Origin of the sequence: Streptomyces sp. ISL-36, from assembly GCF_018614205.1 — a bacterium.
Lineage (GTDB): Bacteria > Actinomycetota > Actinomycetes > Streptomycetales > Streptomycetaceae > Streptomyces.
Window position 1 is genome coordinate 121750 of record NZ_JAGGOS010000019.1, and the last position, 13289, is coordinate 135038.

At 73.5% G+C, this 13289-nt stretch carries 11 protein-coding genes; 5 read left to right on the forward strand and 6 right to left on the reverse strand.

From position 1 onward, the window contains the following. Positions 1 to 15: 15 nt before the first annotated feature. The 3 genes from J7E93_RS05295 to J7E93_RS05305 all read right to left on the reverse strand — a co-directional run bounded on the left by J7E93_RS05295 (position 16) and on the right by J7E93_RS05305 (position 989). Positions 16 to 228: a hypothetical protein gene (locus J7E93_RS05295; RefSeq protein WP_215066060.1), complete on the reverse strand. Its 213-nt coding sequence runs from the start codon at positions 226 to 228 to the stop codon at positions 16 to 18. 92 nt (positions 229 to 320) lie between these two features. Next, entirely contained in the window at positions 321 to 782 is a 462-nt protein-coding gene (locus J7E93_RS05300) for an Rrf2 family transcriptional regulator (protein ID WP_215066061.1), read from the reverse strand. Positions 783 to 794: 12 nt separating this feature from the next. Then, the gene (locus J7E93_RS05305; protein WP_215066062.1) at positions 795 to 989 is read right to left on the reverse strand and encodes a hypothetical protein; all 195 of its coding nucleotides are present in this window, start codon (positions 987 to 989) and stop codon (positions 795 to 797) included. Positions 990 to 1005: 16 nt separating this feature from the next. Between J7E93_RS05305 and J7E93_RS05310 the strand changes: the two genes are divergently transcribed. After that, complete coding sequence (locus tag J7E93_RS05310; RefSeq protein ID WP_215066063.1) at positions 1006 to 3681, forward strand: FAD/NAD(P)-binding protein; 2676 nt, start codon at positions 1006 to 1008, stop codon at positions 3679 to 3681. A gap of 67 nt (positions 3682 to 3748) precedes the next feature. Here J7E93_RS05310 and J7E93_RS05315 read toward each other — a convergent pair whose 3' ends face one another. After that, the gene (locus tag J7E93_RS05315; protein ID WP_215066064.1) at positions 3749 to 5020 is read right to left on the reverse strand and encodes a Tm-1-like ATP-binding domain-containing protein; all 1272 of its coding nucleotides are present in this window, start codon (positions 5018 to 5020) and stop codon (positions 3749 to 3751) included. A gap of 163 nt (positions 5021 to 5183) precedes the next feature. Here J7E93_RS05315 and J7E93_RS05320 point away from each other — a divergent pair, with 163 nt between their 5' ends. The 3 genes from J7E93_RS05320 (at position 5184) to J7E93_RS05330 (ending at position 7218) form a co-directional block, all read left to right on the forward strand. Next, positions 5184 to 5762: a Type-2Aa cytolytic delta-endotoxin gene (locus J7E93_RS05320; protein ID WP_215066065.1), complete on the forward strand. Its 579-nt coding sequence runs from the start codon at positions 5184 to 5186 to the stop codon at positions 5760 to 5762. Positions 5763 to 5891: 129 nt separating this feature from the next. Next, positions 5892 to 6512, forward strand: coding sequence for an L-threonylcarbamoyladenylate synthase (locus J7E93_RS05325; RefSeq protein ID WP_215066066.1), 621 nt, complete (start codon positions 5892 to 5894; stop codon positions 6510 to 6512). 61 nt (positions 6513 to 6573) lie between these two features. Further along, positions 6574 to 7218: a DUF4232 domain-containing protein gene (locus J7E93_RS05330; RefSeq protein WP_215066067.1), complete on the forward strand. Its 645-nt coding sequence runs from the start codon at positions 6574 to 6576 to the stop codon at positions 7216 to 7218. Positions 7219 to 7331: 113 nt separating this feature from the next. On the opposite strand, the gene J7E93_RS05335 is transcribed toward J7E93_RS05330, so the two are convergent. After that, entirely contained in the window at positions 7332 to 8855 is a 1524-nt protein-coding gene (locus J7E93_RS05335) for an FAD-dependent oxidoreductase (protein WP_215066068.1), read from the reverse strand. 75 nt (positions 8856 to 8930) lie between these two features. Further along, complete coding sequence (locus J7E93_RS05340) at positions 8931 to 9845, reverse strand: diiron oxygenase (RefSeq protein WP_215066069.1); 915 nt, start codon at positions 9843 to 9845, stop codon at positions 8931 to 8933. Between the two features lie 432 nt (positions 9846 to 10277). Between J7E93_RS05340 and J7E93_RS05345 the strand changes: the two genes are divergently transcribed. Beyond that, positions 10278 to 13094 (forward strand): hypothetical protein, encoded by a 2817-nt coding sequence (locus J7E93_RS05345; protein WP_374105356.1) that lies wholly within the window; start codon positions 10278 to 10280, stop codon positions 13092 to 13094. The last annotated feature ends 195 nt before the right edge of the window (positions 13095 to 13289 follow it).

Sequence of the window (13289 nt, forward strand, 5' to 3'; positions counted from 1 at the left end):
AGGCCGGCCACGGGGTCACTCCGCTCGGCGGGGGCCGTGGCGGTCCTTCTCCTCGGCCTCCGTACCGGGATAGAGGTGATCGACCTCCGGCCGCAGATCGAGCATGTCGAGGAACTCCGCCAGCTCGGCCCGGTCGGCGGTCCGGCTCGCGACGGTCCGCCGGGCGGCCTGGCGCCGATTGCCGGGAGCAGGCCCCGGCGGCCCGTCGCTCTCCTCTGCGAGGTCCATGACGCCGATCCGACCACACGACGGCCCACCGCGCATCACCCACCGCGCATCCCCCGCGCCTCACCCACGCCGTACGAGGCCGGGGCCGGGTGCTACGGATAGGTCCGTACGTCGTCGTTGTACTCGCGGGCCCGTTCCCGTACCAGCTCGGGCAGCGTCCCCGACGCCAGATCCGCCAGCGTCGTGCCCTCCAGGACCTGACGCAGACTCGCCCGCACGGCGCGCCAGACGTCCGGCATGGGGGCGGCGGCGCCCTGGTACTCCAGTCCCGTCAGTTTCAGGTCACGCACGCTGACGAGGGGGCCGTCCATCGCGCGGACGACATCGGCGAGGGTGATGTCCGCCGCCGGCCTGGTGAGGGCGTAGCCGCCGTCCGGACCGCGCACGCTCCGCACCAGCCGCGCCTGCCGCAACTCGCTGAGGACGACGAAGAGAAAGCGGACGGGGATGTCCTGACGGGACGCGATCTCCTCCGCCTTCAGCGGCCGGTCGGGCGAACAGGCCAGCTCCGCCATGGCCCGAAGGGCGTAGTCCGTTCTCGCTGAGATCCTCACCGCCTCAATGTCTCACGGTTGGCGCGAAAGCGATCCGACGCCTTCGGCGCCGACCGCCCGGGGTTGCCATTCCACATTGTCCATCGACATAGTGAACTTCATCGGCTTCGCCGGCTCGTCGGCGTCCTCGACCTCATGGAACGTCACCGCGCAACACCCGCCCGGCTCGGAGGTTTCCGTGGTTCCCGTCGCGTCCGTGGTGTCCACCCGTCAGCGACCGACCGTGGCAGTCGTCGGCGCGGGCGCGGCCGGTGCCCTCGTCGCCGTCCAGCTGTGCGAAGCCGCGGCTCGGCGGCGCACCCCGCTCGACCTGGTCCTCATCGACCCGGCCGCGGAGGCGGGCCGGGGCACGGCCTACGCCACCGAAGTCCCCGAGCACCGCCTCAACGTGCCCGTCGGCGGGATGAGCTGCTACCCCGACGACCCCGGACACTTCCGTCGCTGGCTCTGCCGCCACGGTGAATCCACCGTCACCGCCGCGGACTTCGCCTCTCGCCACCGCTTCGGCTCCTACCTCGCCGACACCCTCGGACGCGCGATCATCACGGCGCACGGCACGGTCGCGGTGCGCCGGCTGAGGACGAAGGCGACCGGCTGCGCCGGTACGGCCGACGGGCGCTTCGCGCTCGCGCTGGCCGACGGCGGGACGCTGACGGCCGACAGCGTCGTCCTGGCCACCGGTCCCGCCGCCGGTTCGGCCGGCTGGGCCCCGGCGGAGCTGCGCGGCTCCGACCGGTTCATCGACCGCCCGTGGGCGCCCGGCGCGCTCGACGCGGTGGGCGCCACGGACGACGTCCTGCTGGTGGGCACCGGCCTGACCGCCATCGACCTCGCTCTCGTCCTCGACCGGCCAGGCCGCACGGTGCACGCCGTGTCCCGCGGCGGGCTGCTGCCCCAGCCGCACGCCGTCGCCCCGCTGCCGCCCGTACCCCCGCCGCCCGGTCTCGGGGCCCTGCCGCTCCACCGGCTCCGTACGGAACTACGGCGGCATCTGGCCGCCGTCCTGCGGGACCACGGCGACTGGCGGCCCGCCCTCGACGGACTGCGCCCCGGCATCGCGGCGCTCTGGCAGGGCCTCACCGACGACGAGCGAGCCGAGTTCCTCGCCCGCGACGCCACCCGGTGGAACGTCCACCGCCACCGGATGGCACCGGCCACCGCGGAAGCCGTCGCTCGCGCCCGCGCCGCCCGCCGCCTGCGGATCCACGCCGGACGGATCGCCTCCGCCGAGCCGCAGAAGGACGGTCGGCTCGCCGTCCGGCTCGCCGACGGCCGGGAACTGACCGTGGCCCGGGTGGTGGACTGCACCGGACCAGGACTCCGGATGGACGGCGCCGACGACCCGCTGTGGCGCGGGCTGCTCGCCGACGGCCTCGCGGTCCCCGGCCCGCTGGGCATCGGCGTCGCCACCGACGCCGGGCGCCTCCTCGACGCCCGGGGAAGCAGCGGAAGGCCGCTCTTCACCCTGGGCGCGCCCCGTCGCGGCGAGCTCTGGGAGACGACCGCGATCCCCGAGATCCGCGCCCAGGCCAAGGAGATCGCCGAGGCCGTCCTCGCTCCGCTCACCCCCCTCCGCCCGGCCACCCGCCGCAGGCCCACCGACCAGTTCGGGCTGCCGCTCTCCACCCACGCCGCCGCGGCCGCGGCCTTCCGCACCGGACTCGGCCGGGTCGTGACCGTACGCGCCAAGGCGGCGGACGCCTTCGCCCGCTCCGTCGAACTCGACCCCGGCTTCGCCCTCGGCCATGCCGCGCTCGCCCTGCTCGGACACGAGTGCGGCGCGGACGTCGACGTCTCCCGCGCACTCGCCGACGCCCAGCGCAGCGCCGCGGAGCGCGGCGACGAACGGGAGCGCTCCTTCGTCGACGTCGTCACCCGCCGCGTCCGGGCACACGACGGCGGTCCCGCGGCGGCGGACGACGGCGACCGGGCGCTCGTCGACCACCTCGACCGATTCCCCGGCGACGCCTTCGCGCTCGGCATCGCCGTCCCCACCATCGCCTTCTCCGGCGTCGGCGACCTCGACGGCTCCCTGGCGCTGCGGCTCGTGGAACACACCGCGCCCGCCTACGACGGCCACTGGTTCCACACCTCGCTCCTCGCCTTCGTCCGCCAGGAGCAGGGCCGGGTCGACGAGGCGGGCGCCCTCGCCCGGGTGGCCCTGGCCGCCGAACCCGCCTCCGGTCACGCCGTGCACGCCCTCGCCCATGTCCACTACGAGTCCGGTGCGCACCGCTCCGGCCGCGACTGGCTCGACGGCTGGATCGGCGGCCAGGGCAGGGGAGCCGTGCACCGGGCGCACTTCTCCTGGCACGTGGCGCTGCACGAACTCGCCCTCGACGACTCCGAGGCGGTACGCCGCCGCTGGTTCGCCCAGCTCGCTCCCCGTCAGGTCAACGGCGTACGGGCGCTCGTCGACTCCGGCTCGCTCCTGTGGCGGGCCCGGATGTCCCGGAACTGGGAGGGGCGGATGCCCGTCGACGGGGTGCTCGACGCCGTCGCCCGCGATCTGGTGGAACGGCCCGCGACCGCCTTCACCGCCCTGCACAGCGCCGTCGCCCTCACCGCGGCGGGCGACCTGCCCGCCCTGCGCCGCCTGCGCACCCACGCCGCGGGGGCCGATCCCGTACAGCGGGAGGTCGTCGTCCCGCTGTGCCGCGCACTCGAAGCCGTACTGGAGGAGCGGTGGACCACCGCGGTGGAAGGACTGCGGGCCCTCCTGCCCTCGCTGCGCAAGGTGGGGGGCAGCGCCGCGCAGCGCGAGGTCGTCGAGGAGACCCTGCTGTACGCCCTGATGGAGGCGGGCCACAGCGACGCCGCCCGCCACCTCCTCGAGGAGCGCCTCGACCGTCGCGCATCTCCGCTCGACCGACGACGCCTGGCCGACCTGCCCGGCTGAGCGGGCGGGGGACGCGCGGGGCGACGGGCCTCACGTCGGCTCCCGCCCGCTCAGGCACCCGCCTGGCTCATTCGCTCGCGTCGGCGATCAGTCGCTGGAGCAGATCGGCGGCGGCCCGGCCGAACGACGGGTCGTTGAGGTGGGTGTCGATCTCGACGATGTCGACGGCGCTCCCTCTCAGCCCGTCCCGCAGGGCGGCGAACAGCGCCTCGTCCGCGGCCGGATCGTGGTACGGCCCGCCCGGAGCCCCCAGCGTGGACAGCCCCCGCAGCGGCAGGCACACCGCCGTCGGCCCCGTGGCGGCCCGGAGCTTCGCCGCGAGGAGGGCGCCCAGTTCGGCGCACTCCCGCGCCGTGGTGCGGACGACCGAGATGGACGGGTTGTGCACGCGCACGTCACGGTCGCGCACCCGCGCGGGCACGGTGTCGAGCGGGCCGAACTTCACCAGGTCCAGGGCTCCCGGGCTCACCACCTGAGGGACACCGCGGCGCCCGGCGGCCAGCAGCCGGTCCGGCCCGGCCGTCAGGATGCCCCCGAAGAGCTCGTCGGCCAGCTCACAGAGCGTCAGATCCAGTGTGCCGGCGAAGAGTCGTCGATCCGCCAGCGACTCCAGGGTCCGCCCACCGGTCCCGCTGGCGTGGAACACCAGCACCTCGTAGCCGTGCTCGGTCATCCGCTCGCGCGCCGCGTCGACGCCGGACGTCGTCACCCCCGCCATGCTCGCCGCGATCAGTGGCCGCTCGCCCGCGTCGGGACCTCCGCTCCCGCCCTCGCCGAGCTCGGCCGGCCGCACCGCCCGCGGCGCGGCGGCGAAGCCCTTCGCCATTCCGGCGACCGCGTCGACGGCGTTCGCCAGGATCGGGGCCGACAACCGGTTGACACCGGCGATGTCGACCACGCTGTACATCATCGTGATGTCCGCGGAGCCGACGTAGGGCGAGACATCTCCGGCCGCCATCGAGGAGACCATCACCTTCGGCACCCCGAGCGGCAGTTCCCGCATCGCCCGGGTCGCGATCGACGTACCGCCGCTGCCACCGAGGGCGAGCACCCCGTGCAGCCGTCCTTCCGCGTACAGGCGCCGCACGACCTCGGCGGCGCCCCGGGCCATCGTCGTCACGGCCGCGCCCCGGTCGCCCTCCGCCCGTAGCCGCTCCAGATCCACCCCCGCCGCCCGCGCCACCTCCGCGCGGGACACGTCGGCGGGTATGCGGGGGGAACCGATCACCCCCGTGTCGACCACCACGACCTCGACTCCCCGCAGCAGCAGCCGCTCACGCAGCCAGCCGTACTCCAGCCCTTTGGTGTCCAGCGTGCCCACCAGCACAACGATCGTCATGCCCGCCAATGTGCGGGGTGCCCGGCCGATCGACAAGACCATGGCCGTGTCCGCCCCTCGCCACGACCGAGTGAACCGTCCGTACGGCGGGACGACGTCGCCACGCGCGAGCCCGCTCGGCATACTGACCCCTCTTGATCACCGCTACGCCGCAGGAGGAGACATGGCCGCCAGTTTCAAGACCGTCATCGAGGTGGGCCCGGACCATCTCGAACAGGCCCGCGTCATCGACCGCTTGTTCCAGGAGGCGATCGCTCCGGCGACCGTCAACTTCGACTTCGACAACATCCGGCAGGCGGCGGCCGCCATCCCGGACAGCACGATCGTGAAGATGGTCCGCGGCTGGGGACTTCAGGAGAACGCTCCGGTCATCGTGATGGTGCTCTCCCTGAAGGAGGCCGTCCGTCAGGCACTTCCCGCCGAGTTCGCCGACGCCTCCTTCTGGGACACGATCGAGCAGGAACTCGTCCGCGCGTTCACCGGCCTGGCCGCACAGGAGGGCGAGCCGGGACTGTCGTACTACGAGGAGGGCCCGGACCGCACCCGCTACTACCGGGATCTGTTCTTCGCCCTGCAGGACGAGGAGACCGGCGACCACATGTACGCCATCGCCTTCTGCATCGACGTGAGCGTCGGCCTGGAGAAGGAGAAGGCCGGCGCACTGCAGACGGCCGACGTCGCCCCCTTCACGATCCGGCTCAACGCGATCGTCGTGCGCCAGGAACTGGGCCTCGCCGCCTGACAAGCCGCCCGACCGCCGCCTGAACGCGAAGCCGGCTCGCCCCGCTTCGCATCGAAGCGCCCCGGCTCGCCCCGGCGCGCACCGGCCCGCCGTCCCGGGCCGGCCCCCACCGGAACCTAGACTGCCCGTATGGCGAAGTACTTCGACGTGCACCCCGAGAATCCTCAGCGGCGCACCATCAGCAGCGTGGCCGACAGCATCAGGTCCGGCGAGCTCGTCGCGTATCCGACGGATTCCTGTTACGCCCTGGGATGCCGACTGGGCAGCCGTGACGGCATCGGCCGTATCCGGTCCATCCGGAACCTCGACGACCGTCACCATTTCACCCTGGTGTGCCAGAACTTCGCGCAGCTCGGGCAGTTCGTGCACGTCGACAACGACGTGTTCCGCGCGATCAAGGCGGCGACGCCCGGCAGGTACACCTTCATCCTGCCCGCGACGAAGGAGGTGCCGCGCCAGTTGCTGCACCCGAAGAAGAAGACGGTCGGAGTCCGCATCCCCGACCACGCCGTCGCGCAGGCCCTGCTCGCCGAACTCGGCGAACCGCTGCTCTCCAGCACCCTGCTCCTGCCCGACGAGGAGGAGCCGATGACCCAGGGCTGGGAGATCAAGGAACGGCTCGACCACGTGGTCGACATCGTGGTGGACTCCGGCGACTGCGGCACGGAGCCGACGACGGTCATCGACTTCTCGGGCGGCGAACTCGACATCGTCCGCCGGGGAGCGGGCGACACCACGCGGTTCGAGTGACCCGTGGTCCCCGCCGGGCGCCCCAAGACGGACCTGCCCGCCCGCGTGTGATGATCGGCGCATGACCGTTCTTCCCGTGCGGCACGCCCTCGTCGTGGCGGTGGTGGCCGTCCTCACCGCCGGATGCGGCCTCGCGGCCGAACTCGACCGTGAGGTCGATCCCGAGCGCACCGGAGCGGCCGCCACTCCGAATCCGCCGCGCACCGGTGCGCCGGCCGAGGCGAGGACCCCTCGGCCGGGAGAGGACGGACCGACCCCCTCCGTGGCGGCGACGGGCTGCCCGGCCACCGGGGTGAAGGTGTCGACGGGCGCGGTGAACGCCGCCATGGGGCTGCGGGCCATGCCCGTGACGCTCACCAACTGCACTGACATCACCCGGCAGTTGAACGGCTATCCGGATGTGCGGGTACGGGACGCGCGGCACGAACCCATGGACGTCACCGTACTCAGAGGACCGGAACCGATCACCCGGCTCGACGACCCCGGACCGCACCCGGTGACACTCCGGCCCGGAGAGTCGGCGCGCAGCGTCTTCGTCTGGCGCTACTCGACCGTCGACCCGGCGACCGGGCGGGGGAGCGGCGTCTACGTGGAGATCGCTCCGGCCGCCGGGACGGAGCGGCAGACCGTCGTGCCGGAGGGCGGCCTGGACGTCGGGGAGACCGGGCTGCTCGGCACGACGGCGTGGCAGAAGGTCGTCGACTGAGCCGTCCGGCCCGGTCCTGCGCCCGCGCGAGGTGGCGGACCGGCCCGGCCGCCCGCGCGAGGTGGCGGCCCGGTCCTGCAGCGTGCCGGAAGCCGCGCCGCCGCCCGCCGCGCTCAGCCCCTCCCGGGTCGGCGTGCGCGACGCCGGGCCAGGCGGTGGAACGCCCTCGGTGTGCGCGACGGTGCGGGCAGGGCGCCGGCGACGGCGTCGGCCAGGAGGGTGCCGACGGTTTCGGCGGCGCAGGTGCGGTTGGCCCCGATACCGCCCGAGGGGCCCCGCTTGATCCAGCCGACGACGTACGTCCCCGGCATCCCCGACACCCGACCGCCGGCGTGCGGCACGGTGCCGGTCGCCTCGTCGAAGGGCAGCCCCGCCACGGGCATGCCGCGGTAACCGACGGCCCGCAGCAGCATGCCCGCCGGTATCGTCCGCTCTCCCGCCCCCTCCGTGACCCGCGCGCCCATGACGGTGTCCTCGCCGAGCACCGCCACCGGCGCCGAGTGGAAGCGCAGGACGATGCGGCGGCGGTCCGAGGCCGGTGTCGCCGACCAGTCCGCCGCCTCGCGCGGCACGCCCCGCAGCAGCGCGGCCTTCTCGTTCGCCTCAGCGCCGTCGATCGTCGCGCCGGTCCGCGGATCGTGGTCGTCGACGACGAGGTCCACTCCGGGCAGGTGCTTGAGGGCGAGCAGTTCGGAGGCGGTGTACGCGGCGTACTCGGGGCCACGGCGTCCGAGCAGGACCACCTCGCGCACCGAGGCGTCCCGCAGGGCGGCGAGCGCGTGATCGGCGATGTCGGTGCCGGCCAGGGCCGCCGGGTCCGTGACGAGGATGCGGGCGACGTCGAGGGCGACGTTGCCGTTGCCGACGACCACGACCCGCTCGGCGGTCAGGGCGACCGCCTCCGGGGCGACCTCGGGATGGGCGTTGTACCAGGACACGAACGTGGTCGCCGAGATGCTGCCCGGCAGGTCCTCGCCCGGGATGCCGAGCCGGCGGTCGGCCGACGCGCCCACGGCGTACACCACCGCGTCGTGGTGCGCGGCGAGCTCCTCGGCGGTGATGTCCTTGCCGATCTCGACGCCCAGGTGCATCCGTACCCGGGGATGGCTGTGGAACCGGGCGAAGGTGTCGCCCACCTTCTTGGTGGCGGGATGGTCCGGGGCCACGCCGTACCGGATCAGGCCGCCCGCCAGGGGCAGCCGGTCGACCAGTGTCACCTCGGCGTTGGTGTGCAGCAGCAGGTCCTCGGCGGCGTACATCCCGGCCGGTCCGGTGCCGACGACCGCGACCCGGATCGGCGTGAAGTCGGACGGCAGCCCGCGTTCGAAGACGGGCTCGCCCCAGGCGTGGAAGTTCGGCCCGGCGCCGACCGGTTCGGGTTCCTTGCCGGCGAAGTAGGCCGCGTTGATCGCGGCGTACTGCTGCTGCGGTGCGGAGAGGCTGTCCACCGGGAAGATCGCGTCGACGGGGCAGGCGTCCGCGCAGGCCCCGCAGTCGATGCACGTCTCCGGGTCGATGTGGAGCATCTCCGTGCTGCCGAACGCCCGCTCCTGCGGGGTCGGGTGGATGCAGTTGACGGGGCACACGGCGACGCACGTGGCGTCGCTGCAGCACGTCTGGGTGATGGCGTAGGTCATGTCGTCAGCCCGGCTCGGTCGGTGGGTCGGAATCCGGTGGGTCGCTCGACGGGTGGACCGTCGTCGCGGCCCGGGTCAGATCAGGTGCGCGCGCTTGTAGAAGAACAGCGCCGGCTTGGTGAGCAAGCGGGCCGAGGCGAGGAAGTCCATGAGGCCCGAGCAGCTGGAACGCATCAGGGCCTTGTGGTGCTCGTTCGACCGCGCCTCCGTGAGGGCGCGCTCGGTGTCGAGCCCGGCGTTCGCGTAGACCTTGCGGTTCACCATGCTGGTGACGATGTAGTAGGAGGCGATCGCGATCACGAACGCGTTGAGCTGCCGGCGCAGCGGGCCCGCGTGACGGAGCCGCTTGCGCGTCTCGTCGCGCGCGAACTTCATGTGCCGTGATTCCTCGACGACATGGATGTTGTTGATGGTGCGGACGAAGGGGGCGACCCGCTCGTCGCGCATCCAGTCGCGCTGCATGACGTCGAGGACCTCCTCGGCGACCAGGATCGCGGCGTAGGCGGCCTCGCCGAAGGCGAGCGTCTTGAAGGCACGGCCGAGTTCGACCACCATCCGCTGCGGCCGGTAGGCCGGAGCGCCGAGCTTCGCGGCGCCGCGCGCGAACATGATGGAGTGCCGGCACTCGTCGGCGATCTCCGTCAGCGCCCACTGGAACTGCGGGGAGGTCGGGTCCTTGGCGTACATGTCGCGCAGCACCATCTGCTGCAGGATCATCTCGAACCAGATGCCGGTACTGGCCACCGAGGCGGCCTCCTGCCGGGTCAGCTCCTTGCGCTGCGCCTCGCTCAACTCGGCCCAGTACGCGGTGCCGTAGAGGGTGCTCCACTCCGGGCTCGCGCCGTGGAACTCCTTGTCCAGCGGGGTGTCCCAGTCCACCTCGGTGGCCGGGTCGTACGACAGCTTCGCGGCCGAGTCGAGCAGCCGCCGGGCGACGTCCTGCTCTGCGCGCCGGTCCTGGGTCTCCGGGCGAACGGTGCTGCTTGCCATGCTGCGGCTCCTTGAATCGAGTGACCGACCCGACGCCGGCCGCCCGCCGCCTCATCCCGTGCCCGCGCGATGAGGTGGGCCGCCGCACGCCACCCTCGCTTGTTAGACACGACGTCTAGCAAGCTGTTAGACGGAACGTATAACAAGGGTGGGGCGCGGGCCTACCCCCGTGACGGAAATCGTCGTCGCGATGGACGGCCCTCCGTGACCATTTCGCAGGGTTTGCCCCTGATCGGGACCGCCCAACTCGCCACCGGCGCCCTTCGCTTGCACCGCGTCGACCTCACCAGGCAACCCACGGCCAGCCGTTGCCGTCCTCCGGAGGCGAGAGAGGCACCACGGAATCCGGCAGCACGGGACCCCCGCACCACGGAACCCGGGCAGCACGGCATCCGGAGGAGCCGACCAGATTCGATGGTGAGGAAGACCGCTTTGATACGTGTCACACGCGCGGTGACCGCGGCCGTGGCGTTACTCGCGCTGGCCGCGGCGGCGCCGGGAGCGGCGCACGCGCAGCCGTCCCCGGGACCCCTGTCGCAAGCGCCCCGGGGAAGGGAGGACGGAAACCTCCCCGAAGGCTGGCAGTTCACCGGCACGGGCGCCGGAAGGGAACTGATCTGGACCTCGCCCGACCTCGTGCCCATGGGCAACGCCCGAGTCGAGTTCTACGCCGGAAAGACCCTGCTCGGCCGGCCCGAAGCGGCGCGCGACGGGCACGCGTTCCGGCTCAGGACCGACGGCACGCGCATCGGTTCCGGGACGGAGCTGCGGGTCATGGCGGGCGGCCGGCGCCTCGACGCGGGCGCGGGCTCGGACGCCCGCGACGACGCCGGGCGCCTCTCCCCGTCGGCGCCCCGCGAGACGCCCCCTCCAGGGACTCCCGGACACACGGAAGCCCCCCTTCCGGCGAACCCGGTCGATCCCGGCGTACGCGGCGGCCACCGCACCGTCACCGGCGAATACACCCTGCCCCCGGTGCGTCTGCCCCACTTCCCCGCCCCCGTGGAGATGCGCGCCACCGTCGTCGGACCGATCGGCGCTCCCGGCAAGCGGCCCCTGGCACTCTTCCTGCACGGACGCCACGCCACGTGCTTCAACACCGCAGGCGAGGTCACCGGCGAGTGGCCCTGCACGGACGGCACGAAGCCGATCCCCAGCCACCAGGGCTATCTGCAGGCCCAGAAACTCCTGGCCTCCCAGGGGTACGTCACCGTCTCCATCGCCGCCAACGGCATAAACGGGCAGGACTTCCAGGCGGAGGACGGCGGCGCCCAGGCCCGCTCGTCCCTCGTACGCCGGCACCTCGCCCACTGGGCGGAGTGGGCCGCGAAACCGGCCGGGGCACCGGCCGCCGTCCGCGCCACCGCGCCCGCCGACCTGTCCCGCGTCCTGCTCGTCGGCCACTCCCGAGGCGGCGAGGGCGTCAACCGGGCCGCGCTGGACAGCCTCTCCCGGCCGCCCGCCGACCAGGACGGCTACCGGGGTCCGGTGCGCTGGACCATCCGCGGCAACGTCCTGATCGGTCCCACCGTCTTCGGGCAGAACCCCGTCCCCGACGTGCCCTCCGCGACCCTCCTGCCGGGCTGCGACGGCGACGTGTCCGACCTTCAGGGCCAGATCTACGTCGACGGCACCCGCGGTGTCAGCCGCGGCGCCGCCCTGCACAGCGCGGTGTACATGGTCGGCGCCAACCACAACTTCTTCAACAGCGAATGGACCCCGGGTCAGGCGAAGGCGCCGGCCGACGACGACTTCTGGTCCGACGACACGCCGGACCCGGTGTGCACGCCGGGGACGAAGACCCGCCTGACCGCCACGCAGCAGCAGACCGCCGGCGCCACCTACATCGCCGCGGCGGCGCGGCTGTTCCTCGCGGGTGACGACCGTGTCCGTCCGCTCCTCGACGGCACCGGCCGGCGCGCGCCCTCGGCGGACCCCGCCCGGGTGCTCACCCACGCCGTCGGCGCGCACCGCACGCCGGCCTTCCTCGCGGATCCGTCGGTCGCCGTGACCGGTGGCAGGGTGTGCGCCCAGGTCGATCCCGACGCGGCCCGTGCCTGCCTGCCGCCCGACGGGGGCGGTCAGTCGCCGCACTTCGCCTCCTGGGAGACGGCGCCGGAGCCGGGCCGCGACGCGATCGCCCTCAACTGGTCGAAGGCGGGCGCGGCGGTCACGGTACGCCCCGCACGTCCGGTCTCCCTCGCGGGCAGCGAGGCCCTGGCCCTCCGGGTGATCGTCCCGCCCAACACCAGCGGCACCCAGCTGGACGTCACCCTCGTCGACGCCTCGGGCCGGCGCGCGAACCTGGGCCGGGCACGGCTCGACGGGCTCCCCGGCACCGAGCGGACCGCCTCCTACTGGGCGCGCGAGCTCCGCCTCCCCCTGTCCGCCGCCGCCCGCGCGGGCCTCGACCTGAAGCGGGTGAAGACCCTCGAACTGACCCCGCGCACCGGCTCGGGCAAGGCATGGCTGATGGACGCCTGGGGCTGGCGCCCCGGCACGCCCGTCGTGCGCCCGGCTCCGCTGCCGCGCGTCGACATCGGCCGGCTCACGGTGGCGGAGGGCGACTCGGGGGTCCGTACCCACCGCGTCCCCGTACGCGTCTCCGGGCAGGGCAGCGGCCAGGTCCGCGTGTTCGTCGCCGACCCCGCCACGGGCGAGGTCACCCACCGGACGGTGACGGTACGGCCCGGCAAGAACGCCGTCGACGTGTCGCTGACGGTGCGCGGCAACACGCGGTTCGGCAACGACCTCTCGCAGGAGGTCTTCGTGAAGGCGGTCCGCGGCGCGGTCGTCGGCTCCCATCACGGCGGCGTGACCGCCCGGAACGACGACCCCATGCCCACGCTCACGGTGACACCGGTCGCGGCCGACGTCACCGAGGGCAAGCCCCTGACCTGGCGGCTGACGCTGTCGGAGGCCGCCGACGCCGAGATCTCGGCAGGGCTCGAACTCCTGCCCGTCGTCGGCGGCGCGGAGCTGTCCACCGCGGACGTCGACCGCCGGTGGCTGGAGGAGTACGTCGGCGAGGTGCCGGAACAGGCCGTGCCGCTGTCTCAGCTGCCGCGGGCCTATTTGACGGTGTACATACCCGCCGGCGAGACGGCCTTCGACGTGTCGGTCCCCACCGTCGCCGACGAGCTGCGCGAGCCGCAGGAGTCCCTGCGGGCCCGTCTGATCACCTACGACGAGGAGTGGGAGCCGCGGCCCGGACCGGAGCTCATCGGCACGGTGCGCGACGCCGCGTAGCGTCACCGACGACCTGACACCGGCCCGCGCCCACCAGGGGTGCGGGCCGGTGCCACGTACGCGCCCCCCACCGGCACCGGCGCCGGAGCCGGCGCCGGAGCGCGGACACGTCGGGCGGACACGTCGGGCGGATGTGTGGCGCGGATCCGGGTAGGCGCCGCCGCAGGGAACGACGAACGACGTGCCTGGGAGGAG

Coding starts and splice junctions, on each gene's coding strand:
- J7E93_RS05335 (WP_215066068.1), bottom strand. CDS start 8,855: ATGACCTACGCCATCACCCAGACGTGCTGCAGCGACGCCACGTGCGTC.
- J7E93_RS05325 (WP_215066066.1), top strand. CDS start 5,892: ATGGCGAAGTACTTCGACGTGCACCCCGAGAATCCTCAGCGGCGCACC.
- J7E93_RS05315 (WP_215066064.1), bottom strand. CDS start 5,020: ATGACGATCGTTGTGCTGGTGGGCACGCTGGACACCAAAGGGCTGGAG.
- J7E93_RS05340 (WP_215066069.1), bottom strand. CDS start 9,845: ATGGCAAGCAGCACCGTTCGCCCGGAGACCCAGGACCGGCGCGCAGAG.
- J7E93_RS05295 (WP_215066060.1), bottom strand. CDS start 228: ATGGACCTCGCAGAGGAGAGCGACGGGCCGCCGGGGCCTGCTCCCGGC.
- J7E93_RS05320 (WP_215066065.1), top strand. CDS start 5,184: ATGGCCGCCAGTTTCAAGACCGTCATCGAGGTGGGCCCGGACCATCTC.
- J7E93_RS05330 (WP_215066067.1), top strand. CDS start 6,574: ATGACCGTTCTTCCCGTGCGGCACGCCCTCGTCGTGGCGGTGGTGGCC.